This window comes from Frankia umida (assembly GCF_023242945.1).
Classification (GTDB): Bacteria; Actinomycetota; Actinomycetes; order Frankiales; family Frankiaceae; genus Frankia; species Frankia umida.
Genome location: NZ_JALKFT010000011.1, coordinates 41,311 through 68,062, shown reverse-complemented (window position 1 = coordinate 68,062; position 26,752 = coordinate 41,311). Strand labels below are relative to the sequence as shown.

The 26,752-nt window shown below is 69.8% G+C and carries 22 protein-coding genes; 4 read left to right on the top strand and 18 right to left on the bottom strand.

What is annotated here, in order from left to right:
- Positions 1-414: 414 nt before the first annotated feature.
- The 7 genes from MXD59_RS13075 to MXD59_RS13045 form a co-directional block, all read right to left on the bottom strand.
- Positions 415-1,938, bottom strand: a complete 1,524-nt coding sequence (locus tag MXD59_RS13075) for a catalase (RefSeq protein WP_248824924.1) — start codon at positions 1,936-1,938, stop codon at positions 415-417.
- A 367-nt stretch (positions 1,939-2,305) separates the two neighbouring features.
- Complete coding sequence (locus tag MXD59_RS13070) at positions 2,306-5,407, bottom strand: SUMF1/EgtB/PvdO family nonheme iron enzyme (RefSeq protein ID WP_372512056.1); 3,102 nt, start codon at positions 5,405-5,407, stop codon at positions 2,306-2,308.
- A 35-nt stretch (positions 5,408-5,442) separates the two neighbouring features.
- On the bottom strand, positions 5,443-6,183 hold the full coding sequence (locus MXD59_RS13065; protein ID WP_248824922.1) for an SDR family NAD(P)-dependent oxidoreductase: 741 nt from the start codon (positions 6,181-6,183) through the stop codon (positions 5,443-5,445).
- A complete protein-coding gene (locus MXD59_RS13060) occupies positions 6,165-7,121 on the bottom strand; it encodes a DMT family transporter (RefSeq protein ID WP_248824921.1) in 957 nt (318 codons plus the stop codon). Before MXD59_RS13060 ends, MXD59_RS13065 begins: the two co-directional genes overlap by 19 nt.
- On the bottom strand, positions 7,118-7,888 hold the full coding sequence (locus MXD59_RS13055) for a beta/alpha barrel domain-containing protein (RefSeq protein WP_248824920.1): 771 nt from the start codon (positions 7,886-7,888) through the stop codon (positions 7,118-7,120). Before MXD59_RS13055 ends, MXD59_RS13060 begins: the two co-directional genes overlap by 4 nt.
- Before the next feature lie 344 nt (positions 7,889-8,232).
- Positions 8,233-8,745 carry a pyridoxamine 5'-phosphate oxidase family protein gene (locus MXD59_RS13050; protein ID WP_248824919.1) on the bottom strand — a complete coding sequence of 171 codons (513 nt, stop codon included), beginning with the start codon at positions 8,743-8,745 and terminating at the stop codon, positions 8,233-8,235.
- Between the two features lie 485 nt (positions 8,746-9,230).
- Complete coding sequence (locus tag MXD59_RS13045) at positions 9,231-9,851, bottom strand: trypsin-like serine peptidase (protein WP_248824918.1); 621 nt, start codon at positions 9,849-9,851, stop codon at positions 9,231-9,233.
- Between the two features lie 3 nt (positions 9,852-9,854).
- Here MXD59_RS13045 and MXD59_RS13040 point away from each other — a divergent pair, with 3 nt between their 5' ends.
- On the top strand, positions 9,855-10,352 hold the full coding sequence (locus tag MXD59_RS13040; protein ID WP_248824917.1) for a hypothetical protein: 498 nt from the start codon (positions 9,855-9,857) through the stop codon (positions 10,350-10,352).
- A 16-nt stretch (positions 10,353-10,368) separates the two neighbouring features.
- Here the strand turns inward: MXD59_RS13040 and MXD59_RS13035 are convergent, their stop codons facing one another.
- On the bottom strand, positions 10,369-11,082 hold the full coding sequence (locus MXD59_RS13035) for a trypsin-like serine peptidase (protein ID WP_248824916.1): 714 nt from the start codon (positions 11,080-11,082) through the stop codon (positions 10,369-10,371).
- Positions 11,079-11,393 carry a hypothetical protein gene (locus MXD59_RS13030; protein WP_248824915.1) on the bottom strand — a complete coding sequence of 105 codons (315 nt, stop codon included), beginning with the start codon at positions 11,391-11,393 and terminating at the stop codon, positions 11,079-11,081. The genes MXD59_RS13035 and MXD59_RS13030 overlap by 4 nt, the downstream gene beginning before the upstream one ends.
- A gap of 594 nt (positions 11,394-11,987) precedes the next feature.
- On the opposite strand from MXD59_RS13030, the gene MXD59_RS13025 reads away from it, so the two are divergent.
- On the top strand, positions 11,988-13,640 hold the full coding sequence (locus MXD59_RS13025; RefSeq protein WP_308301697.1) for a carboxylesterase/lipase family protein: 1,653 nt from the start codon (positions 11,988-11,990) through the stop codon (positions 13,638-13,640).
- Positions 13,641-14,100: 460 nt separating this feature from the next.
- On the opposite strand, the gene MXD59_RS13015 is transcribed toward MXD59_RS13025, so the two are convergent.
- From MXD59_RS13015 to MXD59_RS13000, 4 genes are all read right to left on the bottom strand, one after another.
- On the bottom strand, positions 14,101-15,495 hold the full coding sequence (locus tag MXD59_RS13015) for an aldehyde dehydrogenase family protein (protein ID WP_248824914.1): 1,395 nt from the start codon (positions 15,493-15,495) through the stop codon (positions 14,101-14,103).
- Positions 15,495-16,610: an AMP-binding protein gene (locus MXD59_RS13010; RefSeq protein WP_248824913.1), complete on the bottom strand. Its 1,116-nt coding sequence runs from the start codon at positions 16,608-16,610 to the stop codon at positions 15,495-15,497. Before MXD59_RS13010 ends, MXD59_RS13015 begins: the two co-directional genes overlap by 1 nt.
- 265 nt (positions 16,611-16,875) lie before the next feature.
- A complete protein-coding gene (locus tag MXD59_RS13005) occupies positions 16,876-18,186 on the bottom strand; it encodes a cytochrome P450 (protein ID WP_248824912.1) in 1,311 nt (436 codons plus the stop codon).
- A gap of 243 nt (positions 18,187-18,429) precedes the next feature.
- Positions 18,430-19,386 (bottom strand): LysR family transcriptional regulator, encoded by a 957-nt coding sequence (locus MXD59_RS13000; protein WP_248824911.1) that lies wholly within the window; start codon positions 19,384-19,386, stop codon positions 18,430-18,432.
- Between the two features lie 155 nt (positions 19,387-19,541).
- Here MXD59_RS13000 and MXD59_RS12995 point away from each other — a divergent pair, with 155 nt between their 5' ends.
- Positions 19,542-20,486 carry an NAD(P)H-binding protein gene (locus MXD59_RS12995; protein ID WP_248824910.1) on the top strand — a complete coding sequence of 315 codons (945 nt, stop codon included), beginning with the start codon at positions 19,542-19,544 and terminating at the stop codon, positions 20,484-20,486.
- Positions 20,487-20,526: 40 nt separating this feature from the next.
- Here MXD59_RS12995 and MXD59_RS12990 read toward each other — a convergent pair whose 3' ends face one another.
- The 3 genes from MXD59_RS12990 to MXD59_RS12980 all read right to left on the bottom strand — a co-directional run bounded on the left by MXD59_RS12990 (position 20,527) and on the right by MXD59_RS12980 (position 22,307).
- Positions 20,527-21,549, bottom strand: coding sequence for an arsenic resistance protein (locus MXD59_RS12990; protein ID WP_248824909.1), 1,023 nt, complete (start codon positions 21,547-21,549; stop codon positions 20,527-20,529).
- Positions 21,550-21,750: 201 nt separating this feature from the next.
- Positions 21,751-21,954, bottom strand: coding sequence for a hypothetical protein (locus tag MXD59_RS12985; protein ID WP_372512053.1), 204 nt, complete (start codon positions 21,952-21,954; stop codon positions 21,751-21,753).
- A gap of 65 nt (positions 21,955-22,019) precedes the next feature.
- Positions 22,020-22,307, bottom strand: coding sequence for a hypothetical protein (locus MXD59_RS12980; RefSeq protein ID WP_248815735.1), 288 nt, complete (start codon positions 22,305-22,307; stop codon positions 22,020-22,022).
- Positions 22,308-22,668: 361 nt separating this feature from the next.
- On the opposite strand from MXD59_RS12980, the gene MXD59_RS26955 reads away from it, so the two are divergent.
- Positions 22,669-24,198 carry a PstS family phosphate ABC transporter substrate-binding protein gene (locus tag MXD59_RS26955; protein ID WP_248824907.1) on the top strand — a complete coding sequence of 510 codons (1,530 nt, stop codon included), beginning with the start codon at positions 22,669-22,671 and terminating at the stop codon, positions 24,196-24,198.
- Here the strand turns inward: MXD59_RS26955 and MXD59_RS12970 are convergent.
- Together MXD59_RS12970 and MXD59_RS12965 are read right to left on the bottom strand one after the other, a co-directional pair.
- The gene (locus MXD59_RS12970; protein WP_248824905.1) at positions 24,162-25,133 is read right to left on the bottom strand and encodes an alpha/beta fold hydrolase; all 972 of its coding nucleotides are present in this window, start codon (positions 25,131-25,133) and stop codon (positions 24,162-24,164) included. The genes MXD59_RS26955 and MXD59_RS12970 overlap by 37 nt on opposite strands.
- Positions 25,120-26,568: an aldehyde dehydrogenase gene (locus MXD59_RS12965; RefSeq protein ID WP_248824904.1), complete on the bottom strand. Its 1,449-nt coding sequence runs from the start codon at positions 26,566-26,568 to the stop codon at positions 25,120-25,122. Before MXD59_RS12965 ends, MXD59_RS12970 begins: the two co-directional genes overlap by 14 nt.
- Positions 26,569-26,752: the final 184 nt, after the last annotated feature.

Below are 26,752 nucleotides of genomic sequence, written 5' to 3'. Positions count from 1 at the left end.
CGCAGGACAGCGCCAGGCCAGGGCGTCGGATATGTGGAGTGTCGAGCACGCAGGGGCAGGATCGTTCTCACCGAGGTCGGTGCGTGGCCTGGCCGCGCTGGCGCGCTCGCGCGGGGGTCGGCGGCAGGCGTCCTCTCGGCGACCGGCCCTGGCCGAGAGCGTCGTCATCGGGCGGGCGATCACCTGGGCGCTGCCGACCCCACGGGTCCGCAGGAGGGATCCTGTTCGGGTACTGACCCTCGCCGCCCGGGAGCGCGCGGACGAGTCGTGCCCGCGCGCTCCCGGGATCCTCGGCGTCAGGGTGTGTCAGGGCCGTCAGGCTGTCAGGGTTGTCAGGCTGTCAGGGTTGTCAGGCTGTCAGGGCCGTCAGGCTGTCAGCCGCTCAGGCCCTTGGGCTTGGGCGGCTGGAGCGGCTCAGGCCTTGGCCTGGGCGCTGGAGCGGGCCGGGTTGGCCTGCTTCGACGCCTTCGGGTCGAGCTCGGACTGCTTGGCGCGGACACCCTCCTCGACGTGGTCGCCGAGGTCCTTGTCGACGTTGCGCCAGTAGTCGAACGCCCGGTGCAGGATCGGCTCGCTCACCCCGTTGAGCAGATGACCGACGATGTTCTCGACCAACCGGGCGCGCGCCGCCTCGTCGAGCACCTCCCGCACCAGCGTGCCGGCCTGCGACCAGTCGTCGTCATCCGGACGCTGGGTGTAGGCGGCGCGGACCATCTCACCATCGGCGTACCACAGCCCACCGTCGTCGGTGAGCTCCGGCCGGGCGGCCGGGCCGCCGTAGGAGTTCGGCGCGTACACCGGGTCGGAGACGTTCCGCACCCGCATCGCGCCGTCCTTGGAGTAGCTGTGGACGGGCACCTTCGCCGAGTTCACCGGGATCTGCTTGTAGTTCACGCCAAGACGGTGCCGGTGGGCGTCGGAGTAGCTGAAGCCGCGGGCGAGCAGCATCTTGTCCGGCGACAGACCGGTGCCGGCCACGATGTTGTTCGGTTCGAACGCGGCCTGCTCCATCTCGGTGTGGTAGTCGGTGACGTTGCGGTCGAGGGTGAGCCGGCCGACCTCGCGCAGTGGATAGTCCGCATGCGGCCAGACCTTCGTCAGGTCGAACGGGTTGATCCGGTAGGTCTTCGCGTCCTCGAACGGCATGATCTGCATCCTGAGCGTCCAGCTCGGGAACTCGCCGTCGCGGATGTGCTCGTACAGGTCACGCTGGTGGTAGTCGGTGTCGATCGCGGCCATCTGGTCGGCCTCGTCCTGGGTGAAGGTCTCGATGCCCTGATCGGTCTTGAAGTGGTACTTCACCCAGAACCGCTCGCCGGCGGCGTTGATCCACATGTAGGTGTGGCTGGAGTAGCCGTTCATGTGCCGCCAGGTCCGCGGGATACCGCGGTCCCCCATCAGCCAGGTGACCTGGTGGGCGGATTCCGGTGAGAGCGTCCAGAAATCCCACTGCATGTCGTGGTCACGCAGGTTGTTGTCGCTGCGGCGCTTCTGCGACCGGATGAAGTGCTGGAACTTCATCGGGTCCTTGATGAAGAACACCGGTGTGTTGTTGCCGACGATGTCCAGGTTGCCCTCGGACGTGTAGAACTTCACCGCGAAACCACGCGGGTCCCGCCACGTGTCCGGGCTGCCCCGCTCCCCCGCCACCGTGGAGAACCGGATCAGCACATCGGTCTTCGCCCCGGGCTGGAACACGGCGGCTCGGGTGAACGGACTCACGTCCGCCGTCACCTCGAACGAACCGAACGCCCCGCCCCCCTTGGCATGCGGCTGGCGCTCCGGGATCCGCTCCCGGTTGAAGTTCGCCATCTGCTCGATCAGATAGTGATCCTGCAGCAGCAACGGCCCGTCTGGCCCGACGCTCAGCGAGTGCTCATCACTGGCGACGGGAACTCCCGCGTCGGTAGTCGTCGGACGACGCTCCTTGATGGTCACCACGCACTCCTCGTCCTGCCGGTAGCTCGCAAGTCCTTCGCCTACCCGCCCTGCCCCGCCACACACGCCCGAACCCCGCCCGATCGACGCGACCAACCTGCACCAGGATGATCGGCAATCACGCGCGGATCGACGAGGCCGTGACGGCGCCGCGCGCACGGGTACGGGTACGGGTACGGGTACGGGTACGGGCCGATGTTCCGGGCCTGGCGACAGCCGCGGTCGCGGCTGGCTTCGACGTCGCCTACGACTCCGCGCCTGACCCGCTGGTCTGCGACGGCCATGGGATCGTGCATCCGCTCGGCCCCGAGCACCGCCGCCCGCCCACGATCACCCGAGGCGGCGGACCCGACCGGACGGCGGGTGCCTACCTGGCCAACCGAAATCCCAGATCATCATTGCGGACGAAGCACTGCCCTCGACCACGGTAGGCACTGCGCGCGCGGACCTGATGGTGACGCCATGACCCGCCCCGGCAGATGCGCATGGAGCTCACCGCGTCCGAGGGCGCCCCCTCCATCCGGTAGGGATAGGGCTGGTATTCGGAGGCGGTCCATTCGAACACGTTTCCACACAGGTCGTGACAGCCGACGTCACTGACCCCGGCGGGCATTATCCCCACCGGTATCGTGCTTCTGACATTGAGCTCGAACGTGTTGGCGAGAGCTCGGTCGAAATCCGGCCCGAAAGGGAATTCCTGCGGACCCGCGGCCGCCTCCCATTCATGTTCGCGCGGTAGCCGATACCGCTCACCGGTCACCGCGGACAGCCAGGCACAGTACGCTTCCGCCTCGTAGACCGAGACACCGACCACCGGTCGGGCCGGCAGATTGAACCAGGAATCCTGCCAGTAGGCCGGGCTGATAGGGGCGGCGTTGCCGTAGAGATCCTCCAGCGCGCCACGAAGCTGCTCGTCGGACATCTCGGTCAGCTTCACCATACTGACCGCCTGGGTGAGGGTGGCGTGCCCACTGGCGAGCAGATCCACCGGGAGCCGCGGATGCCTCCTGAGACCGTCACGCTTCTTGCGCCATTCCTGCTGGATCACCGGCAGCAGACCGCTTCCACCCAGCCAGGACCGGGCGTTCCCCGTCCGCCACCACCGCAGATCGGTATACCCGCCTGCCCGGACGAATCTTTCGAACTCCGCGTTGGTCACCGGCACCACGGCGAGGTCGAACTCCGCCAGTTCCACCTCGTGCACCGGACGCTCCAGCGGATAGGCGCTGTCCGGCGCGCCGCACCGGTAACGACCGGCGGGCACCCGCGCGAACGGCGGCACGAGCGCTGACCCGTCCACGCTCTCCACCACCGCGAATCGTGGATCGCCAGCCCCGGCGAGCGCGTCGCCGAACGCGATGCGGGCCCGTAGATCCTCGCCCACATCTCCGACACCGCGCAGCAGACGGTCCGCCACGGCCCGCCGGGTCTGCGCCGTGACCCGCACATCGGCCGCGGCGACACAGCGACCGGCCAGCGCCGGATTCACCGCCATCACCCGCCGGACGAACAGGTCCGCATCCACCGCGAGAGCAGCCGCGATCACCGCCGTCTCCTCCCAACCGGTGGACGCCAGCGGCGGCAGTGGCTCCCCGGCGGCGAGGGCATCGAGCTGCTCCTCGAGGGCCGGGACAACCTGATCGGCACGGGTGGGCACCGCGAGCTGGGGAACATCTCCCGCCCGGCTGAGCTGGCGGGCCGCGAAAAACTCCTGCAGCAGTTGATGGAAAAATCGCACGGTCTCCTCGTGCTCGTCGAGAATACCCGTATCGAAGCCGACATGAAGGGATGCTTCCGCGATTCGGGCAAGGCCGTTCAGAAGCTTTACGGCGGTGTCGTAGTCGACGACAACCGCACCTTTGTCACCACCTTTCTTCGCCACCTGCATCTGGTAGGCGAGCCGGGTCAGAGCAGGGACAAGGTGCCCACTGTCCGGCAACCAGTAGGGATCTCGGACTCCATCGCGAAGTCGGCGCCGTTCCCGTTCGGTCAGCAGCTCAGGATTGTTCACCCGCTGGTTTCCAGAAATTATCTCCCGGCGCAACAGTTCTCGGATCATCGCGGTGAAGGCGTCGGCCCGACCCACTGGTACGGTTCCGATCGCGCGCACCTGCCCAACCAGAAGCTTCAGCATGTATGGAGTACGGTAGAAGGACAGGGTCCGCTCGTCGCCGGTCAGGACCTGGCGCACGGCGGCCGAACTCCCAGGCAGATGAAGATCGATGTAGGCGAGCGCCTGCTGCCGGCTCATCGGCTCTAGTCGAATGTGCGGAACGCCAACATCCTTAGTACTGAGCATCGCGCCATAGTCAAGCGTACGACAGGCAAAAACCGCACGGTTTCCCGGAACGTCCCGAATCCACTCATAGAGGAATGATCGCCATCGATCGACCCGCACCCGAAGGTCATTCGCATCGTAGTGAGACATTTCGTTCAGGCCGTCGATCAGAAGCAGGATCCGACCCTGGCCGAGAAATTCCAGCAGCGGTGGAAGGTGCGGATTTCGAGCGGACCAGCGCTGTTGTAGCCACTCGACCGGGTCCGGCGCGTCATTCCCGGACCCGCCAAGACCGTACTCCGCCAAGGAGACACTGAAGGGAATTCTCGTCGGCGATGACCCCGGCACGAGCGCCGCGCGGGCGGCATCCATCTCCAGCCGGTGCAGCAGGGTCGTCTTGCCCGAGCCAGGCGCACCCAGCAGGACGTACGCGAAGGAGTCGGTGGCGGTGAGGATCTCACCGAGGTCGTCGCTCTGGCGGGTACTCGGCATCGTCACCCAGCGGTCCGACGAGGTCGTACCCTCGTCGTACACCAGTGTGAGGCGCACGAACCTCCGGTCGAGTTCGTGCTGCGGGCCGCACCAGCGCGCGTAGCAGGCGAGGTAGTACTCGCGTAGGCCGCGCGCCTTGTGCTCCTGCACACTCACCAGTTGCTCCGGCCGTAGTGCCACCGGTTCCTCGGGGTGTGCCATCGCATGGGCGAGGACGGCCATCGCACCGGCCAGCGAGCGCTGCGGGGCCATCTCCGTCGTCACCACGGCGTGTCGGCTCTGCGGCAGCGGCCATTGGAACGTGGCCTGAAACTGATCCGCCAGCTCGGACACGAGATCGCTCCACTCGGACTCCACCCGATCCACCCAGTCAACCCGCTGGAGTGGAAGCAGCTGGTAATGCGGGTCGCAGTCATCCAGCCGGATGACGTGGATCGGCTTGCGATGTTGGTAGAAGTAGAACCACTCGTTGAAGACCTCGGTCGACTCGTTCGCTGCCCGGGTCAACAGAAGCACGAGTCGATCGGCCCGCACCAGCGCCCGTTGGACGCTCATCGGCCAACGTTCACCATGCGTGATCCCATCGGTGTCTATCCACACGCCGAATCCAGCCGAGCTCAGCGCGTCGCGTAGCCGCCCGGCAACCGGAGCGGAGTCCCGATGATAGGAGATGAAGATGACCTCGGCGTCCGATTCCACGATCCGCCCCCGAATCCGTAGTCAGCGTGGGTCGGTCATCCCCGCCCGAGAGTGAAGCCGGCATCGGCGGAGAGAATAGTGCCGGTAAGATAGGGCGAGTCCGCTATGAACAGATAGGCATCGGCAATCTGTGCCGGATCGATGAACTCCCGCAGCGGAATAGCCTCCAGCCAGCCTTCCTTCTGCTCTGTGGTCACTCGGTCCATGTATGAGGTGGCGACGAACCCCGGTGCCACCGCGTTGACGCGGACCTCGGGTGCCAGATCCTTCGCCAGCGTCCTGGTGAAGTTGTTCACGGCTGCCTTTGCTGCCGAATAGGCCATGACGCCCTCACGGCCGTTGGCATCGAATCCGCGCACCGAGGAGGTATTGATGATCACTCCGTTGCGACCGGCCATCTCCTTCGCGGCACGAGTAGCGCAGAATACGGTCGACAGGAAGTTGACGCGAATCATCTCGAGCCAATGCTCAGCGGTGGCCTCCAGAAAGGGTGCTCCCACCGTCAGGCCCGCGTTGTTGACCAGCACGTCCACCGGGCCGAACGCGGACCTTACCTCATCGAACAGATACTCCACTGCGCTCGGCTCACCCACATCGGCCTGCACATAGACAGCCTGACCTCCGGCGGATTCGATCTCCCTGACAAGCTCCGCTCCTCCCCTGGTATCGGATCGCGAGTTCACCACGACCCGGTCCCCACGTGCCGCGAAGGCAATGGCGACCGACCGGCCGATTCCGCGGGACGAACCGGTGACAACTACGATCCTGCCTGCCATTGTCTTCCTTTCGACGCTGCGCCTGGACCTCGCCGCGAGGCCTCCGGGCTCTGCCGTTCGCCGACGGCCTCCGGAGCCGTCAGAGCGAGCGATCCGCCACACAGAGCGAGGATCACCCCAAAAACTACTATCACACCAGGACGCTCATCCAGTGCCAGCCATCCCGCCACGAAGGAGGAAATCGGTTCGAGGGACAACAGGATGCCCGATGTTGTCACCGTCAGGCGGTGCAGACAGCTCAGGTACGCGAGGAGCGCGATACCGGTATACGCGACCCCGAGCAGGATGGCGGGCAGCAGATCCGCGGCCGAGGCCCGAACCAGGGTCGCTGGCTGGCCAAGAACGATGACCATGGGCACGAGTCCGATGGCTGCCACGACCAGCTGAAACGTGGTGAGCGCCCGCGGAGCAACCACGCGTAGAGACCGTTTACTGCCGAGGATGAAACCCGCGTAGGTCACTGCGGCGGTCCCGATGAGCAGGAGTCCGGACCAGCCTCCGGCCGCCGCTGGCCGCAGCACCAGTAGGCTTCCAACCGCGGTGAGCAGCAGGGCAAGCCCGGTGCGTCCGGAAACTCGTTCCTGCCAGACACGACGCGCGAACACCGCGATCATCACCGGTGCCAGGTAGACGCCCGTGAGCACCGTTCCGATCGGTGCCGCCCGTAGCGCCGCGGTGAAGGTCAGCCAGTGGGCCGCAAGAAGCAGCCCGGTGAGCATGGCCGGCATCCGGTGGCCCGCTGCGACGCTCGCCCGATCACCCCGGCACCGATGGATCGTCGACCAGGCAAGCAGGACGGCGGCACCGGCCGACGTACGGATGAAGGCAATATCGGTGGCCGCGAGCGAACTTCGTTTCACGAGTACCCCGCTGGTCCCCCAGAAGAGCGCGACAGCCGCGGTACCGAGCAGCGGAACAAGGCGGTCGGTGGTCTTCAAGACGGGCTGACAGTCGCCGACACCACCGGGCTGGCCGGCCTCATCGCGCCACGATGCACGATATCGGAGAGTTGGCGGGCAAATCCGCTTGCATCTGTGCGATTGTAGGTGTTTCGACCGAAGCACACGCCCGCGGCCCCCGCGTCGATTGCCCCCCGCGCGTTCGCCAGTGCCTCCTGCAGCACGATCTTCGGCCCGCCGGCAACAATGATCGGGACACCCAAGGCGGCCGCGACCACGGGCTGGAAGCTCTCCGGATCTCCGGAATACTGCGTCTTTATCATGTCCGCACCCAGATCGGCTGCGATCCGCACGCAGTGGGCGAGGAGGCTGGAATACGATTCGCGATCCCCCGCCTTCAGCGCTTGATAGTTATCCTCCGCACCCGCCCGTTCGGATCTCGGGTACATGATCGCCAGGAGCGGCATACCCGCATGGTCGCACTCCTCGCCGACCCGGCCAAGTATCTCGAGCATCGAGGATTCGAACCTGGAGGAGAAGTTGACATGTACCGCCACCGCGTCGCAGCCGGTCTGCAGCGCGGCCTCGACCGAGCCGATCGCCACCTTTCGAGTGTGCTCGCCACGAACCGTGCTGGCGGTAAGGTTCATGATGAACGGGATGCGTATCCCGTAGTCGACACACAGGTCGTGCAGCTTCCGAAAACCCAGGATGGCATCGACGTAGTCCGTCACTTGGCGAAGCTTCTCCACCGGGTCCGCCAGCCCGCCGTACGGACCATGGATGAGATCATCGTCGAAGGGCACGGCTAGGATCCGACCACGACTGAAGAGCCGGGCGAGTCGCACACGCTTTCCGGTCGACACCATCTTCCTCGAATGATTTCTTTTTCGTCCGGCGGCAGGCTGTCGGGTTACACTGGACGGACAGCGGGCGACGCCCGCGGACCCGGAGAGGTTCCCATGGTCAGCGCGGGAGAGTCACAGCCATTTTCCTGGGTGGCCCTGCTCCAGCAGGGTCGCTTACCACCGAGCATCGATCCGTTGACGGAGCTGAGAATACTGGCCAGCAATCTCGACCCGGCCGACAGCCTGGCTGTGTTCGCCAACGTCGACGTACCCGAGATCGATCTGGCGGAGGATGAGCCGAGCTAGCGTTCGACGGTGGCCGACAGGTAGACCCGGCGACCGAAGGCCGGTTCGTCCAGGAGGGTGAGCGAGGCTACTTCGAAGCGATAGAAGAACGACGGGCCGTCCAGGTCGAGGAAAAGACGCTGTGCCTGCGGCGTCTGGGCGAAGGTGGGGAAGCGCTGCCGGTAGGTTCTCAACCCGGCAGGTACTTCGGCAGCAGCCGCCTTCCGTGCCGTGCCGAAGAACTGGACACCGCGGAGCTGCTCACCGTGTTCAGGGGTATCGAGAAAGATCGATGCGGCTACTCGGGCGTCGGCGTGCAGGTTTCTGCTGTGCCGGGTCGTTGCCTCGCTGACGAACCAGACCACAAATTCCTCATCGATCGCAAAGAACGCACTGTTCGCATGCACTCCGACTTCCGGTGAAACACTTGCCATGGTCAGCATCACCTGCTCAGAAAATATCTTTCGGGCAGCCTTTAGGACGGCCGCTGAACCTGGTTTCTCATACTCGACCCTCAGGCTGATCGTCATGTTCCCCACCGCCGATATTGTCTCGTTCGGATGGCATCCGCGACGGCCTGTGCCGCGGAACGGATACCCTGGTCAGCGCGGCTGGGACCGCCGCGTTGCGCACCCCTGGAAAGCACCAGCAGGTGCCGCATCGAGTTTAGACTCCGGGACCACGAATCCGAGCGCGTTGCCGCCCGAAGGTCGGAGCCTGCCAGCACTTCGCGGGGCGGCAGTCCTCGGGACTCCACCCTGGCGACAACCGGACAACCAGAAAGATCATAGTAAGGATTTTCGTGCTCGCCGCCGCGAAAGATTCGGTTGCATGGCTCCACGCCACAGACCACGCCATAGGGCATGCCAAAGACCATCCCACACCACGTCCCCGATCGCCGTACAAGTGGGCTGCTCGTCATGGTACAGACATTTCTCAGGTGCCGCAGGCAAATCCCGTACACCCCCACCGGACCCGGTCACGGTGGGGGTGTACGGGAGCGTGCCGCGGAATGTCAGCTTTCCTGGGCGGATTCGTATATCCGCTTGGCGGACTGGCCGAGCGGGGCGCAGCGGATCGAGTACGGATCGTCCGCGGGAATCCAGTTGCTCACGCAGAACAGGTGGCCACGGCCGGTGTCCCGGTCGAAGTTGCGAAACCACGGACCGCCGGTCGTGTTACCACCGCGGTAGCAGCTGATGACCCGAAGGTCCTCGCCCATCCCGTCGTTTGTCGTGGCACCCGAGCAGTAGCCGAGGCCGGTCGCCCTCGCCTGGTCGCTCGCCGTCCCCTGGTCGTCCGCCGTCTGGTCGTCCGTCGCCTGGCCGTCGAGGTAGCCGAACGAGTAGACGGTCAGGGACGGCGGTTCGGGGAACGGGTCGCCCCGGAACCACGGGGTCTGGTCGCCGACGACGTCGGTGAGATGGTGGCCGTCCAGGGGGTTCAGGATGGCGAAGCCGACGTCCTGGGCCGCGTTCTCCGCTTCGGTCCATCCCGGGGTCACCTGAAGGCCGCAGGCGGGCCAGATCCCGTACGGCGTCTGACCGTCGTGGAATCCGGGTGCGAACGCCCAGTTCTGGTAGAAGGCACCGGTGGGGCCCGAGGCGCGGACGCAGTCGGCGGTGGTGACGACCACGTCGTGGTTGGCGCTGGCCAGAGCACTCGCCGCACACCACCGGTCGCCCTCGTCGGTGGTGAGGAACGCGACCCCGGTGGTGCTGACGAGACCGTGCCGGTGGCGTCGTTGTGCTCGCCGGTGCTGCCGGCGCCGTCCCAGGCACGACCAACGGTCGTGGTGACCGGCTCGCTCGGGTCCGGGTCGGTGGACGGCGACGCGGTGACCAGCCGATCGTTGGCGTCGGCCGCGGCGGTCGGCTCGCCGGGACCGCCGCTGGCGGCGTCGGAGACCTGGACGCGGGACGCCGCGGCCATCCGCTCCGGCGTCCAGTACCGCTGGACCTGGGTGGGGCTGTCGGTCTGGGTGTGCTCCGGCGACGGAACCGGCGTCGACTCCGACGTCCGCGCCGTGGCGATGGCCGGGGCCCCGCCGCCCGCGCCGACCAGGAAGCCGGCGGTGGTGAACATCACCGCCAGCACGGATGTCGTCCCTCTGCGCAGGCCGGCGAATCGGGGGTGACGCGACCCGGTGTTCGTCACGGCGCCACCACCGCCACCGACGCGTAGAGCCGATAGGCCTCGTCACCCAGATACGTGCCCCAGAAGTACTCGTTCCTGTCGGTACTCCCGTCCTCGAAATACACCGTCACTCCGAAACTGTTGATCGAGAATATTGTTCCGGCGCCGGTCCGGTCATCGAGCGTCGAGTAGCGTGGCCCGCCACTGGAACCCTGGACGAGACGGCAGATCAGCGCGGTGGACCGCGATTCGGACAGCAGTACTCCGTTCACGGTCCAGCCGGAGCAGTACCTGAGGGGGCTGCCGGCGTCCTGGCGGTCGTAGCCGAGCACGGTCACGAACTGGTGCCGGTCCTGACCGAAGGAGATCCCCTGGCTGCCGACCAGGTCGGCGATCTCGTGGCCGTACATGTTCCCGACCGTGGCGAAACCGATGTCGAAGTGGGACGGGCCGCTGTCGGCGAACGCGGCGAGGCGTGACCAGGAGACCACCGGCCAGAGACCGAACGGTGCGCGACCATGGTCGTAGCCGGGTACGAACACCATCTGCGCGTCCTTCTGGCCGAACAGGCAGTGCGCCGCCGTCACGAGGAGGTTGCGACCCGGGCTGGTCACCACCGTGGCGGTGTACCAGGCCCTGACCCTCGTCGCCGGGTCACGGATGAACAGACGCCCGACCGTGTCGCGGGACATGTTGTGCTGCGGCCAGGGCCCGTACAGCCGGGTGGTCACCAGGTCACCAGGTCACCAGGTCGCCCGGCGGCGGGCGTCGTGACCTCGGGTGGTGTCGGCGCACCGGCGTCCGCCGGGGTCGTCGCGCCCTCGATCGCGACCGCCGTCTCGAACTCGGCGGGTGTCCAGGCGTCGAGGGCCGCGTCCTGCTGGAATCGCGTCGAGGCCAGTGCCGCGGTCAGCACCTTTCCGTCGGATGACAGCGAGATCGAGGGGGACCCGGCGGTGCTGGTGTCCGCCACCGCGGCCGGCGCACCGGCCAGACCCACCCCGACGATGACACAAAGACCGAGAAGTTTTGCACTTCGCATTTTTCTCCGACCCGGCGCATGCGGCTCCACAAATACCTTGGGTTGCCATGGTGAAACAAAGTCGCATCCGTATGGAACGCGTGGCTGGGCTACCGGCGTCACGGTGGTCCGCAGATGCGACACGCCCGCCCGAGATGGCCCGGACGAAAGGGCTCGAAGCCGCCGGGAAGATAGCCGCTCGGGTCGACCTGTTTCCAACCATCCGCCTACGTACGAAGCAACGGTGCATCGCCGAGCAGAAATACCCGATCCCGCCGGACGCGCACCGGCCGGTGATCGGCTCCGCCAGGATGGGTGGTAACCAGCCTGACCACGGCGATATCCGGACTGACCGGACGACGTCTGGGTAGGTCTGCGTCAGCGACAGCCGCCGAGGCGACGGGCGACGGGCGACGGGCGACGGGCAGACCGGCGACGGCGTTCGGCCGCCGCGTGCCCACCGTGGGCGGGACGACCCGGGAGCTGACGGCCCGGAACATGACGACCGAGGGAAGGAAGCGCGTGCGGCGGCATCCAGCTCAGTTCTGCGTCCGACGACGGTCACGAAGGGTTTGTGTCCGCGGGGCGCTGGCCGCCGCGCTGGCGGTGGCCCTGGTGGGGCTCTCGGCGGGATGCGGTGCGGGCGGGGACGGCGACGGGTCGGCCGGCTCGGGCGGGTCGGCGTCCCTGCCGTCGTCCACGACGGGCCTGGCCGCGGGCGAGCCGGCACCGCTGACCGCCGACACCTCCAGTGGACGGCTCCAGGGCATGGCGACAGGGCAGGTACGGCAGTTCCTCGGCGTCCGGTACGCGCAGCCCCCGACAGGGGCGCGACGGTGGACGACGCCGGTGCCCGCGCCGAAGCAGACCGGCACCGTGGAGGCGACCCGGGCCGGGGCGAGCTGCCCCCAGGCCGGTCCGGCACCCGGCGCTGCGGGTGCGGCGGCTCCGTCCGAGGACTGCCTGTTCCTCAACATCACGACCCCGGCGACGAGGCAGCACGGCGAGAGACTGCCGGTGATGGTGTGGTGGCACGGCGGCGGATTCACCAGCGGCTCCGGTTCGGTGTACGACGCGGCCCGACTCGCGACCCGCGGGCATGTGATGGTCGTGACGGTGAACTACCGGCTGGGCGTGTTCGGCTACCTGTCGTTGCCGGGTCTCGCGGGCAGTGGCACCTTCGGCCTCGCCGACCAGGTTCTCGCGACCCGCTGGACGAAACAGAACGCCGAGGCCTTCGGCGGCGACCCGAACTCCATCACCGTGTTCGGCGAATCGGCCGGTGCGATGAGCGCCTGCGCGCTGCTCACCTCCCCAGCCGGAAAAGGACTGGTCAACCGGGTCGCGATGTCCTCCGGCGGCGCGTGCCGGGTCCACTGGCCGCAGGGCGGGCTGCTCCCCGGCACCCCCGCGCAGACCCCGTTCGTCAGCCTCGCCGACGGTGAGCGGTTCGGCCTCAGCCAGGCCGGCACCCTCGGTTGCGCGGACGCGCATGGTGCGGGAACCGGTGCCGGCGCTTCGGCGCTGGCATGTCTGCGGCGGGCGTCCACCGGGGATCTGTCGAAGGTCACCTCCCTGTTCTCGGACGTGCTCGCCTACGGCACGCCGCTGTTGCCACTGGACCCGGCGAAGGCCATCGCCGACGGGCACAACATCGATGTCGCGGTGCTTTCCAGCGGCAACCGGGACGAACAGCGCGCCTTCGTCGGCGGGGTGGAGAAGCTGAAGCCCACCTACACCGCCGCGTCGTACCCGCAGGACCTGGCGACGGCGTTCGGCGCGAACGCCGGCCGGGTCGCGGCCCAGTACCCGCTGGCGCGTTTTCCCAGCGCCGCGATCGCCTGGTCGACGGTGATCACGGACGCGTCCTGGATGTGCCCGATGCTCGCGGGAAACGCCGACCTGGCCCGGCACGGTTCCACGGTGTTCAGCGCCGAGTTCGCCGATCCGCACCCCACCGACATCAACGGCGTCGGATCGCCGGACTTCGATCCCGGCGCCGCTCACGCCACCGACCTTCCGTACCTGTTCGACCTGGGTGGTCACAACCACCTCGGCGCCGACGCGCAGACCACCCTGGCCAACACCATGATCGACTACTGGACGAGCTTCGCCCGCACCGGCGCTCCCACCGCCGCGGGCCAGCCCACCTGGCCGCGGCTCACCAACACCACCGGCCCGACCCTCCAACTGGCTCCCACCGGCATCCACACCGTCGACCTCGCCGCCGAACACCACTGCGCCTTCTGGCAGTCCCTCCCCCGCTGACCCGCCGACCACTGACGGCCGACGGCGGACGGCCGACGGCGGACGGCCGACCACTGACGGCAGACCGCCGACCGCTCACGGCCGATCACCGATGGCCGATCACCGATGGCCGACCACTGACGGCGGACAGCAGACGGCGGACGGCCCTCGGCGGCCGGGAAACCGGGCGGCGGCCGGACGCCGAGGGTTATTCGGCCACACGCCGAGGGTTGTTCGGAATTTCGAGGCCGAATTCCCCGATTTTCCCTCGGCATGCCATGACTTTGGCAGTGATCCGGCCGCAATCCGGCGCTGCAGGACCGCCCCGCGTCCCATCCGGGCATGGCGGTAACCGGCACACCGGCCGGAGCGTGACCATACTGGTACGGTGAGCACCAATGGCGCATGATCGCACAGGTGACACAGATGCCGGGCCGGGTCACCGGTGTGCGGGGCTGACGGTGCGGTGGGATCACATGGGTCACGCCGAGCGGATCATGCCCTTGGTGCGCATCAGCACGTCGGCGAGGTAGCCGTCGTGGGGGACGCCGGGGCGTAGCCAGGTCGTCGGGTGGTCGCCGACGTAGACGTTGGTGATGGACGGCTCGTCCAGCAGGGCGTCGATCAGCTCGCCGCGGGTGGTCATGGCGGTCAGGACGAGGGTGTCACGCAGCGGGGCGAGGCCGTCGGAGGGCTGCCACGGGCCGACCCACACGCAGGGAAACGGCAGCTCGACGCCGAGCTGGGGGGCGGTGGCCGTGTCGACGAGGTGCACGGCGGGGCGCAGCACCGCGCCGCCGCCGGGTAGTTCGTCGACGATGGTGTCGCCGCCGAGCAGTGCCCGGGCCTCGCCGGCCACCCGGTGCAGGTAGCGGTCGATCTCGACGACGGACGCGGTGGGTTGCACGGTGAGGATGGCCCGCGGGTCGTCGGCGGGCAGGCTCGGGATGCGGCCCAGGCGCTCGGCGAGGGCTTCGGCCAGCGGCGCCGGGTCGCCTTCGACGAGCACGGCGGTGGTGCAGGTGCAGGCCGTCCCACCGAGGTGGCTGACCGAGTCGGCGATCAGGTCGACCTTGTCGCGCCAGTCGACGTCCGCGGTGACCAGGATCTTCGAGCGTCCGGGGCCCTGGGGCAGGACGGTGGGGATGGCGCTGTACTTGTCGACGACGTCCTGCCCGCCGTAGACGATCGCGAAGTCCGACTCGCTGATGAGCACGTCGGCGACGCTGTGGTCGGTGGGCAGCAACGTGATCGTCGCCGGTGGGAAGCCGGCCGCGCGTAGCGCCGCCACCAGCCGAAACGCCGTGTACGGCTCGCGGGACGACGGACGCACGACCACCTTGTAACCCAGGGCGAGCGCCTCCGGCCACAGGCCGTGCACCGCCGGGGTGTTGCCCGCGGCGTGCACGGCGAGCAGGTCACCGCGGCGCGCCCACACCGCGGCGCCCGCGTGGGTGCGTCCGTCGCGCCAGTCGCCGACGGCCCCCGTCGGACGGGCGAGGTCGAGGACCTCCCGCTGCGAGCGCAGCACATCGGTGATCCACTCGACGGACTGGCGCACGACCGACCTCGGCACCCCGGAGGTGGTCGAGACGAGCTCGACGTAGCCGTCCGGATCGAACCCGCCGAGGGTGCCGGTGGCGAAGACGTCCGCGGCCCGTTCCATCGCGGTCAGCCGCTCGTCGCGGGGTATGACCGGCGCGGCCCGCATCGCCGCGAGGGTGCGGCGCACGAACAGCGCCGGCGCCTGGGAGATCTCACCGATCGGCGCCCCGGACACCGCGGTCAGCGGCGCCCGGGTGCGGCTGCGGTACGGCCCGGCCACCCCGAGCGCATCGATCTGCAGGGGTGCTTCGGGCTGGGGGCGGGCGGCCATCAGTAGACCCCTTCGATGACGGTGTGCTCGGCGAAGGTGGCGACCGGGCCGACGTCGGCGACCGAAACGCCGAGCGCACCGGACGTGCCGGACGTGCCGGACGGCGGTGCGATCCGCAGGGCGTGGTCGCGTTCCAGGTTGTTCGGGATGAACGCGTACCTGGTGAGGTGGTTCATGACGACCTGACCGCGCTGCTCGTCGGGCACGTCGTCGCCGGTGTCGGGGTCGACGACCCGGAACACGATGTACGGGCTCGGCGGGTCGAAGGCGGCGAGGCCGTCGGCGCGTTCGACGTCGCGTTCCCGGGACATCCCGAGAATGGTGGTGCTGCCGTACAGGCCTTTCAGCGGAATGCCGGGGAAGATCTCGTTGCGGAACAGGTCACGGGTGTCGGCGTCGAGATGCGCGCCGCTCCAGCAGATGTACCGGACGTTTTTGCGGATGGCCTCGACGAGGTCGTCGCGGCGGGAAAGGCGTTCCAGCAGCGGCGGGGTGGTGATGAGAATACCGACGTTCTGGGTGTGCAGGATATGCGCGGCCTGGTCGACGAGATGCTCGACGTAACGTTCGGATTCGGCGACGTCGCCGCGGCCGAGCAGCGTCTTGATCCAACGCGGGTCGAGGTCGAGGGAGAACAGCACCCCGTTCTGGCGGCGGGCGCGGCGGCGGGCGAACTCACCGAACATGTGCGGGCCGCTCGGGGCGACGGCGAGCACGTTCGCCTGGCCCAGCGGCGCGTAGTGCGCCTCGTCCCAGCCCAGGGCGAACTCCATCCAGCGGTCGAACATGACGAAGCGCTTGGGCAGCCCGGTCGTCCCACCGGACTCGTACACACCGGCGATCACCCGGTCGGCGCCGGTCAGCCCGCAGGGGATCAGGTCCTCGACCGGCACGTCCCGGAACTCGTCGACGACGTTCGGGAACAGGCGCAGATCGTCGAACGTGCGGATGTCGGCGATCGGGTCGAACCCGAGGTCGCGGGCGCGGCGCAGCCAGAACGGGCTGCCCGTCTCCGCGGAGAAGTGCCAGCGCATGAGCGCGGCGAGGTATTCCTGCGGGTCCAGGTCGACGGGTGCTCGACCGGGTTCGGGTAGATCCAGGATGGTGGTGCTCATGCGCTGCCTCCGCGGGCGCGTCGGACCGCCGGTTCGATCACCGGCAATCCGGATCGTCGCCGATCGTCGACCACGTGGCGTCCCCTGCGGCGGCTCCTGATTGCTTCATAGGAATTTCCGTCCGCGACACGCCGCCAGCAGCACCAACCCGCCATCCGCGGGTCGTGCGCCGTTCAACCACACCACCTGGATCACGATCGGTTCGGGACGCACGCCGGCGGCCAGGGCCCGTCCGGACGCCTGGCCGCGGGCGGTGGCGCCACGCTCAGGCCGTCAGCCGCACCGGCAGCGTGCGCACGCCGCGGACGACGATCTGGCCGCGAAAGGTCACCTGGTCGCGGACGACGGTGATCGCGCTCGTGCGGCGCAGCAGGGCGCGCAGGGCGAGGTCGGCCTCGATGCGGGCCAGGGGCGCGCCCAGGCAGTAGTGGATGCCGATGCCGAAACCGAGATGGCGCCGGGCCCGTCCCGTCCCGGTGAACCGGTCGATGCGGAAGGTGTCCGGCTCGTCGTAGGCGGCCGGGTCGCGGTTCGCGGCACCGACCAGCATCAGCAGCCCCTCACCCCGGGTGAGTTCATGGCCGTCGATCGCGAGGTCCGCCAGGATCGTGCGGCCGATGATCTGCACCGGCGGGTCGTAGCGCAGCACCTCCTCGACGGCGGGGCCGATCAGCGTCGGGTCGGCGCGCAGGGCGGCGAGCGCCGCGGGATGGTCGGCCAGGGCGAGGATGCTGGCGCCGAGCAGGTTCACCGTGGTCTCGTAGCCCGCGACGAGCAGCAGCGTGCACAGCTCCAGCAGCTCCGTCTCGGTCAGCGCGTCGCCGTCCTCGTCGTGGATGGCGACGAGGCTGCTGAGCAGGTCCGCGCGGGGATGGGCCCGCCGGTCGGCGAGCAGGTCCCGGAAGTAGGCCTCGAAACCGACGGTGGCGGACTGGCGGGCCGCGTTCTCCTGCTCGCTCAACGTCGGTCGCGGGTCCAGACCGCGGGCCAGCGCGTCCGCCCACTCGCCGAACAGGGGCTCGTCGACGTCGGGTACCCCGAGCAGTCGGCACATCACCCGCAGCGGCAGGGGCCGGGTGAACGCGGTGACCGCGTCGACCTCACCCTGCGCGAGCGCCTCGTCGAGCAGGTCGTCGGCGGTCTCGGTGATCCCCGGTGCCAGGGCGGCGACCACCCCCGGGGTGAACGCCCGCCCGACCAGCCGGCGCAACCGACCGTGGTCCGGCGGGTCGGCGCGCAGCAGCGAGCCAAGGCCGTCCTCCATGGTGCCGCGGTAGCTCACACCATCGCGGTAACCATGCCCGACGGCCGGATGGGCCAGCGCCGCGGACGCCTGCGCGTGCCCGGTGACCAGGGTGACCCGCCCGCCGGCGATCTCCCCGGGCAGAAACACCCCGCGCTCGCGGACCACCTGGTAGCAGGGATACGGATTCGGCTGTCGTCCCAGCGCCAGTGCGGACATCACCCCGCTGTACTCCCACCCGCCGGTATCCGGGACGACCGAGGCCCGCGGTGCCGGTGCGGTCGGCGGTGCCGGTGCGGTCGGCGGTGCCGGTGCGGGCGTGGAAGCGGTCATCTGCGCATCTCCCCGTGGTGCGTAGAACGTGGACGACGACGTGACCGGGCCGATTACCCGGTCATCCCCGCCGCCGCGCTGGATGACGTCATTGTTGCATCCGACATGAATCAACCCCGACACCCGGATAAAACGGCGGGTGAATCCCACTACCGGCAATTCGACGGCCTCGCGGGGGCGATAGCCGAATCCCATCGACCAGCGGCTGTCAGCCGTCGGCCGGATGCCAGGCGTCGGACGCCGCTACGCCCCCGCGGTGGCCGGCAGCGGCACCGACCCGCCCACCGCGCCTCCGGGACCGGCCGTACCGGTGCCGCCCGAGGGATCCGTGCGCTGCGGAGCTCCTTCGCGGGCCCTGGCCGCGGCCACGCCGCTGGTGGCGCGGACGAAGGCGGCGACGGCGGACGAACGGCATTCGCTTGGCCAGGCCACGCACAGGGTGGCCGGCGCCAGGTCGGTGACGTGCCGATAGACCAGGCCGGGCCGTGGATGCCGCTGCGCCAGGGACATCGGCGGATACCAGATGATGGTGCCGAGCTCGACGAGCATGAAGATCTGGGCCAGATCCCGGGGCGTCGATGCCGCCGGCAGTTCGGTGGGCAGAAGCCGCCCACGCAGATCGGCCAGGCTCAGCGTGGCACGCGTGGCCAGCTCGTCGCCGGCGGCGAGTGCCACCAGCCGCGGCTCGATCAGGACCGGTTCGAGTTCCAGACCGCGGGGTTCGGCCGGGGTCGGCAGCAACGCGACATCGGCCCGACCGTCGCGCAGCGCCCGCTCCTGTTCGCCCAACCCGCCGAGCAGCAACTCCACCTCGATCGTCGTCTCCTGCTCGCGGTAGGCGGCGAGGATGGCGGGCAGCATGCCCGCGTCGTAGTCGGCCTTGAGCGCGACCCGTAGCGTCGGCGCCGGTCGGGCCGCGTGCCGGGTGCGGCGGGCGGCGGCGGTCACCGCCTCCAGGGCGACGCGGGCGTCACGCAACAGCACCTGGCCGGCCGGCGTGAGTTCGACCCGGCGGGTGGTGCGTTCCAGCAGCCGAGCCCCGAGCCGCCGCTCCAGCTCACGAATCGCCCGGGACAACGGCGGCTGCGCCATCGCGAGCCGCTCGGCGGCCCGGCCGAAATGCAGTTCTTCGGCGACGGCCACGAAATACCGCAGCTCGCGCACCTCCAGTTCCGCACCCGACCACTCCGGCGCACTCATACCCGCACGATATCAATCCGGACCGATTCGGTCCTTCACTGTTCCCGGCGGATCACTTTGACTGGGGCCTGTCCGACCACCGACTGTCGGGCCGCCCGGCTGATATCGCACAGCCGCCTCGCTACATCAGCCGCATTCCCTGGAGAAACCAGATCATGATTGTTGTCACCGCGCCGACCAGCCGCATCGGCCGCCAACTGCTGACCCACCTGCTCCCCGACGCCGACGCCGACGCCGACGGCGGCACTGACCGCGGCGCTGTTGGCCGCGCCGACGGTGGCGGCACGGCCATCCGCGTCATCGCCCGGCGCCCCGACGCGCTGCCCACGCTGGTACGGGAGCGCGCCGAGGTGGTGGTGGGCTCGCACGGCGAACCGGACGTGGTCGCGAAGGCCTTCGTCGGCGCCGACACCGTGTTCTGGCTGGCACCGCCGGTGCTCACCGCCGCCACCCTCGAGGACGCCTACCTGGAGTTCACCCGACCGGCCGCCGCGGCGATCCGCGACTCGGGGGTACGCCGGGTCGTCACCGTCTCCGCGCTCGGCCGTGGCACGCCGGTGGCCGACCGGGCGGGCCTGGTGACCGCGTCGCTGGCGATGGAGGACATGATCGCCGCCACCGGCGTCGCGCAGCGCGCGCTGGCCCTGCCCACCTTCATGGACAACTGGCTGCGCCAGATCACCGCGATCCGCGACCAGGGCGTGATCGCCTCCACCGCGAACGGTGATCTGCGCTCCCCCACCTGCGCCACCGGCGACATCGCCGCTCGCGCCGCCGACCTGCTACGCGAGGACACCTGGACCGGCCAGGGCAGCGTCGCCGTCCTCGGCCCGCAGGACCTGACCGGCCACGAGCTGGCCGACATCATGTCGGACGTGTTCGGCCGCCCCATCCGCTACCAGCGGATCAGCGTCCAGGAGCAGTACGACGGCCTGGTCGGCGCCGGCTGGTCGGCGGCGATGGCCCGCGGCCTGGTCGAGATGATGACGGCCAAGAACGACGGACTCGACAACGGTGAGCCGCGCACGCCCGCCTCCACCAGCCCCACCACCTTCCGCCGGTGGTGCGAGCAGGTACTACGCCCCGCCGTCCTCGGCTGACCGCGCCCGAAGTGTTCCGCGGAACACCCTGGTCGACGGGCTAGGTGTCGCGCGGAACACCGTCCGCGTCGTCCACCAGCAGCCGGCCGACGACGCGGACACAGACGACCATGGTCAGGATCTCCACCAGCGTCTGGGTGACCACGGCCACCGCCGCCACGGCGAGTTCGTCCGGTAGGGCGAGGGCCAGCGGCAGCACGACGAGGGAGTTGCGGGCGGTGCCGCTGAACACCACCCCCCGTCCGGCTGGCGCGTCCAGGCCGAACAGTCGGGCCACCACCACCCCCGCGCCGACCATCACCACGGCGAACAGCAGGTAGGACGGCACCAGCCGAGCCACCTCCCCCAGCCCAGCCACGCCACCACCGTCGCCACCACCACCGTCGCGGAGCCGGGGCAGCTGCGAGGTGATCACCGCGAGAAGGGTCGCGGCCAGCAGTGGCACCATCGCCACGTCCGTACCGGCCGCCGCGGCCGCGAACCAGCCACGCGGACGGCGAGCCACCTCCGCCTGCACCAGCCACGCCAGCAGCAGCGGGACGGCGATCAACCACGCGAAGGCCGACAGGAACGGTCCGACCCGCACCACGTCCCCGAGCTCGGGGCCAAAAAGGACCCTCAGATAGCCCGGCAGCAGCACCAGCTGCGTGACCAGCAGCAGCGGCGTCACCGCGAGCAGCTGTACCCGCCGTGCACCGCCCAGCCCACCGAACACCACCACCCAGTCCACGCACGGGCACAGCAGCACCAGCAGCACGCCCAGGCGCAGCGCCCGGTCGTCCGGCAGCAGCGGCAGGAGGGCTTCGACCACCACGGGCACCACGACGAAGTTCACCACCAGCACCGCCGCCACGAACCGCCCGTCCCGCCACGACCGCCGCAGTTCCACCGCCGGCACCTGCCGGAACGTGACGAACAGCAGCGCCGCGATCAGCGGATTCACCGCCTGCTCCAGCCCCGACCCGACCCCCGGCGACACCAGCCCCACCAGCACGCCGAGCCCGATCGCGGCCAGGTACACCTGCACCTGCCACCGCTCCAGCGCCGCCCCGACCTCCGCCACCCCTGTCCCCGTCCCCACGCTGTGCCGTGACCACGGGCCGCTCCGCGCGCCCTGGCCTGGCGCCGCCTGGTCGCCACCGCCATCCTGGCCGCGGAGCCTGGTCGCTGACCCCGGTTCTCGTCGGGCCCGTCGACCAGGCTTCGACGCCGGACCCTTCGACGCCGGACCCGTCCGAGGCCGGACCGTGGACGGACGGGTCGGTCAGACGGGGCCGCGGCGGCGATCACCGGGGGTGGTGGGGTCCTCCGGGGGTGCGGAGCCGGGGCCTTCGCCCTGCGCCCAGACGGTGCGGTCGACCAGACCATGCGGGCAGTGACCGGAGCCGTCGCGGGGCGAGGGGCGGGCGCCGCGGACTCCGGCGAGCGCCGCGCCGCGGGCCCGGCGGCACTCCCGGCAGGCCGTCACGCTGATCATCGGGACCAGACGGCCGCCGCCGCGGCGACCACGGCCGGGCCGGCCGCCGACGCCCATCAGGTGCCCACCCGCCCGGTGCCATCGCAGACCAGGCATCGCACGACCGCGTTGCCGAGGAAACGGCCGTCCTCGTCGACCTCCTGGCGTCCGGACTCGATTTCGCCCTTGCCGTTGCAGGTCGAACAGTCGCCGAACTCGACGGGACGGTCCCCGGTGTCCCCGCCGGCCTTACGCCGGTGCCGGTCGCCGTCGTCGCGGACCACCGGCGGGCTGCCACCGCGCTTCGTGCCGCCGCGACCGGACGACGCCCCGCCGTCGGTGTTCCCGCGCCGGTTCCAGACCATGGCCGCACAGTAGCCGCACCACGACGCAAGCGGATCCCACCCACGTCGGACCTGCTACCGAAACGCCTGTTCAGAACTGTTTCGACCCCAGGCCGACGCACCCGCGCAGCTGGCCTCGATCTGAGGTCGCCTCGGATGCCCGGACCGCATCCACCGACCCACCGACGCGCCGAGGACGACGGTGAACGGACGGGAAAGCGTCGGCGAAGAAGTGGCGATCGACCGCAGCAGGGCGGCGAACTGTCGGACATCGGCCGTAGCCTCAGCAGAAATCGACGATCTGGGTGCCTCTGCCCAGGTTCGCGCTGGGCGAGGTTCAGGGCCGGCGAGGTGCACGGGGGGATCGTGGTCGAGGAGGACCGTGGCTGACTGGTGGAGCACCAGCAACGTCGTCGCCGTGCTCACCGCGGTGCTGGGTGTGGGCACGTCGGTCGCGGCGGTCTGGTACGAGCGGCGCCCCCGTCGCCGGCAGCTCGGGTACCGGGTGCAGATGGCGATCCGGCTCGGTGGGGGCAGCCGGGGTGGGCGCGGCCAGGCTGTCTTCGGCCAGTTCACGAACCTGCCCGGGATCTCCGACGCCACGCTCGTCCTGCTGCGGATCGAGAACTACGGCGCGCAGAGCATCAGCGAGTCCGATTACACCAACAACGGCCCGCACGGCCTGACCGTGGATGTCGCCGACCTCACCGTGCGCAGCGTCGTGGTCATCCCCGATCCCGACGAGCTGCATCTGCTCGGCCACTTCTCCGCCCCGGACAGCCTCCGCTACGGCGACAACCTGCTCCAGCTGCCGCGTGTGCCGCTGAACCCCGGCCAGCACTACAAGCTGCTGATCCTGCTCAGCGGCGGCGGCGCCGGCAGCGATCTGCACGTGCGCGGCGGTATCCGCGACGGCGGCATCGTCGAGACCGAGAGCGTCTCGGTGGACGACAAGCCCCAGCGGTTCAGCCGGCCGGCCCGTCTGATCATGGTGATGCTCACCGCGTGTGTGGTGGCGCTGGCGGCGATCATCCTCATCCCGGGTGACGGTGGGCGCACCCGGGTCGGCTGTGTGGGCGGGCGGCTGACGATCGCCGGGTCCACGGCGTTCGCGCCGATCGCGCGGGCGGCCGCCGACCGTTACCAGCGTGACTGCCCCGGTGCGACGATCGTCATGGACGCCCGGGGCAGCGAGGCCGGTCTGCGCAAGCTGACCGCGGGACGCGAACCGCGCACCGATCTGATCGCCTTCTCCGACGGGCGGGTGCAGACCGGTGCGAGCCCCCGGCTGTGGGGGCAGGCCGCTGCCCTGTCCGTGTTCGCGCTGGTGGTCAACAACCATCTGGCGGTGTCGAACCTGACCTCCGGGCAGATCCGCGCGCTCTACACCGCCGACCCGGCCGGGCGGATCACCGACTGGAGCCGGATCAGCCCTCGCGATCCCGTGCCGGTGGCCGCCCTGAGTCGCACCGGCGATTCGGGCACCCGGCAGGCCTTCGACGCGTTGTTCCTGCGCGGCGACGCGGAGCCGGCCACCAGTTCACCCGGTGGCTGCCTCGGTGATGGTGCGGCCGGCGGGCAGGCGGTGTACTGCCAGTTGGCGAGCAGCGCGGAGATCGCGGGCCGGGTGGCGGCGCTGCCGGGCGCGGTCGGGTACGTCGACCTGCGGGCGGCGCGGAACACACCCAACGTGCACCCGGTGTCGATCGACGGCCACGCGCCGTCCATCCATGACAGTGGGTATCGCTTCACCGAGATCGAGTACGCCTACACCGACGGCAGGCCGGTGCCGGGCAGCCTCGCCGACGCCTTCCTCAGCTATCTGATCACCGGCCCCGGCCGCAGCGACCTCACCACCGACGACGACCAGCCCTGCTACACCCCCGACAACCTGCCACGCTGCCGTGGCTGAGGCGGGCTGGCCGCCTCGTCGCCGGCCGCGGCGGCGGCGAGGGTCGCGCGCAGCCGACAACGTTCGGCGAAGGCGAGAGCCGCCAGGTGGTAGGGGCGGGCCGCCCAGCCGAGGCTGATGTTGTGGCTGGCATCGGCCAGCAGGCAGGTCTCGACCGTCGGCGCCGCGGTGAACAGCCGACCGATCGCGGCCAGCTCCCCCTCGTCACTGGTCCACCACTGTTCGTACTCGGCCATGGTGATCCGCACCGGCACGCGGATGCGGTGCGCCAGCGACGGAAACGACGGCGGCCAGGTGTGGATCTCCGCGCTCTCCCCTTTGGCGGACGGCTCGAGAAAACCGCGCCGTCCCCGCAGCGTGTCGGCGGGATACAGCTCGGACGCCCCCCAGAACACCTCGATCGCCTCGGCCACTGTCGCCGGCGGTGGGACATCCGGGTGGATGCCGTAGCGCTGCGGCTGGTAGTGCAGGCCGACCCCGGACCCCTCCAGCCCGAGCAGCGCACCGCTGCCGGCCTCGGCGGCCCCCGCGGCCTGCGGGGTCTGGGCGGCGATGTGGATGGCCAGTTTGAAGCCGTTGGAGTGGGCGACCAGGACGAAGCCCGCGCCGACGGTGTGCGTGGCCGCGAAGTCGGCGAGGGCGGCGCGGGCGATGCCGGCCTGGGCGGCGAAGTTCTGGTCGGCCCCGGCCAGGGCGGCGCTGGCCCGGTAGCCGGGACGGTCCAGGGCCAGCACGTTCCAGCCGGCGGCGGCGCCGATCGTCAGCAGGGACAGCTCCGGTGCCGCCCCGCCGTGGAAGTAGCCGGCGTTCATCCCCCCGCCGTGCAGCGCGACGATCGTCCCGCGGGGCTGCGCCACCTCGGCCAGCAGCCCCGACACCGAGTAGCGCCCCGCGTCCAGCAGGACGGGCGCGACGGCCGGCTCAGCCTCGGGCACTGGCCGGCAGGGTGATCGTCTTCGGTTCGAGGTAGGAGGCGAGCCCCTCCGGGCCGAGTTCCCGGCCGAGACCGGACTGCTTCACACCGCCGAACGGCGCCGCCGGGTCGAGCGAGATGCCGTTCACCCCGAAGGTGCCGGTGCGGATACGCCGTCCGACCTCCACACCGCGGTCGAGGTCCTCGGTCCACACCGTGCCGTACAGTCCGAACTCGGTGGAGTTCGCGATGGTCACGGCCTCGTCGACGTCCCGGTAGGGCAGGAAGGCGACGACCGGGCCGAAGATCTCCTCCTGGGCGATCCGCATGCCCGGGTCGACGTCGCGGAACACCGTCGGTTCGACGTAGTAGCCGCGCTCTAGGTGGGACGGACGGCCACCGCCGGTGACCAGGGTCGCGCCCTCGTCACGTCCGATGTCGATGTAGTCGAGGACCCGGGCCCGCTGACGGTCGCTGATCAGCGGACCGATGAACGTGGTGGGTTCGGTCGGGTCGCCGACCTTCAGGCCGCTGACCTTCGCGGCGAAGATCTCCACGGCCTCGTCGTAGCGGTCGACGGGGACGACGATCCGCGACTGGGCGACGCAGAACTGCCCGCTCTGGAACAGGCTCATCGTGACCAGACGCGCCATCGCGTTCGCGAGATCCGCGTCGGGCAGCACGATCGCCGCGGACTTGCCGCCGAGCTCGAGGGTGACCCGCTTGAGCTGGCCGCCGGCCAGGGACGCGATGCGGCGGCCCACCGCCGTGCTGCCGGTGAACGCGACCTTGTCGATCCCCGGGTGCGTCACCAGATACTCGCTGGAGCGCGGCCCCGCCGCCAGCACGTTGAGCACCCCGGCGGGCAGCCCCGCGGCCGCCGCGGCCTCGGCGACGAGATAGGCGTTCAGCGGCGTCTCGGGAGAGGCCTTGAGCACGATGGTGCAGCCGGCGGCCAGGGCCGGGGCGACCTTCATCATCGCCAGGAAGAACGGCACGTTCCACGGGACGATCGCGGCGACCGCGCCGACCGGCTCGTGGCGCACGATCGCCGGGGAGTAGCGCCCCTCGCGCGGTGCCTCGTCCTCGAAGGTGCTGGCCAGCTCGGTGTAGTACCGCAGCACGTCCAGCCCGTTGTCGACCTGCGCCGAGCGGGCCATCGCGGCCGGGACGCCGTTCTCCGCGGTGATCGTCTGTGCGAGCTCGTCCGCCCGCTTGACCAGCTGCTCGAGCAGCTCGCCCAGCACCTGCGCGCGCTGTGCCGGGCTCAGCCGCGGCCACGGGCCGGTGTCGAACGCCCGTCGCGCGGCGGCCACCGCGGCGTCCACGTCCTCGGTGCTGGCGTCCGGGACCCGACCGATCACGTCCTCGGTACTGGGCGAGACGACATCGAGATGGTGCTGCGAGCTCGACGCGACCCACTGGCCGTCGACGAAAATGTCACCGCTTGTGTGCACCGCCGCACACCTCCCCAGAATCAAGCCCAAGACCAGCCGAGACAAAAACTAGCCGATGTCGCATCGACACGTCGATGACTCCGCCGCGCCGCCCCCGCCCCACGGTGGCCGCCGACGCGGGGCCAGCCCGCACGGGATGGTGCAGGCAGGGCCCTGCGGGGCGGTGCAGGGCCCTGCGGGACGG

Bases quoted from the DNA above. Each gene is read 5' to 3' on its own strand.
- MXD59_RS13065 (WP_248824922.1), bottom strand. From the start codon at position 6,183: ATGGCAGGCAGGATCGTAGTTGTCACCGGTTCGTCCCGCGGAATCGGC.
- MXD59_RS13050 (WP_248824919.1), bottom strand. From the start codon at position 8,745: ATGACGATCAGCCTGAGGGTCGAGTATGAGAAACCAGGTTCAGCGGCC.
- MXD59_RS13030 (WP_248824915.1), bottom strand. From the start codon at position 11,393: ATGCGAAGTGCAAAACTTCTCGGTCTTTGTGTCATCGTCGGGGTGGGT.
- MXD59_RS13015 (WP_248824914.1), bottom strand. From the start codon at position 15,495: ATGGCCGCCCGCCCCCAGCCCGAAGCACCCCTGCAGATCGATGCGCTC.
- MXD59_RS13010 (WP_248824913.1), bottom strand. From the start codon at position 16,610: ATGAGCACCACCATCCTGGATCTACCCGAACCCGGTCGAGCACCCGTC.
- MXD59_RS13005 (WP_248824912.1), bottom strand. From the start codon at position 18,186: ATGACCGCTTCCACGCCCGCACCGGCACCGCCGACCGCACCGGCACCG.
- MXD59_RS13000 (WP_248824911.1), bottom strand. From the start codon at position 19,386: ATGAGTGCGCCGGAGTGGTCGGGTGCGGAACTGGAGGTGCGCGAGCTG.
- MXD59_RS12995 (WP_248824910.1), top strand. From the start codon at position 19,542: ATGATTGTTGTCACCGCGCCGACCAGCCGCATCGGCCGCCAACTGCTG.
- MXD59_RS12980 (WP_248815735.1), bottom strand. From the start codon at position 22,307: ATGGTCTGGAACCGGCGCGGGAACACCGACGGCGGGGCGTCGTCCGGT.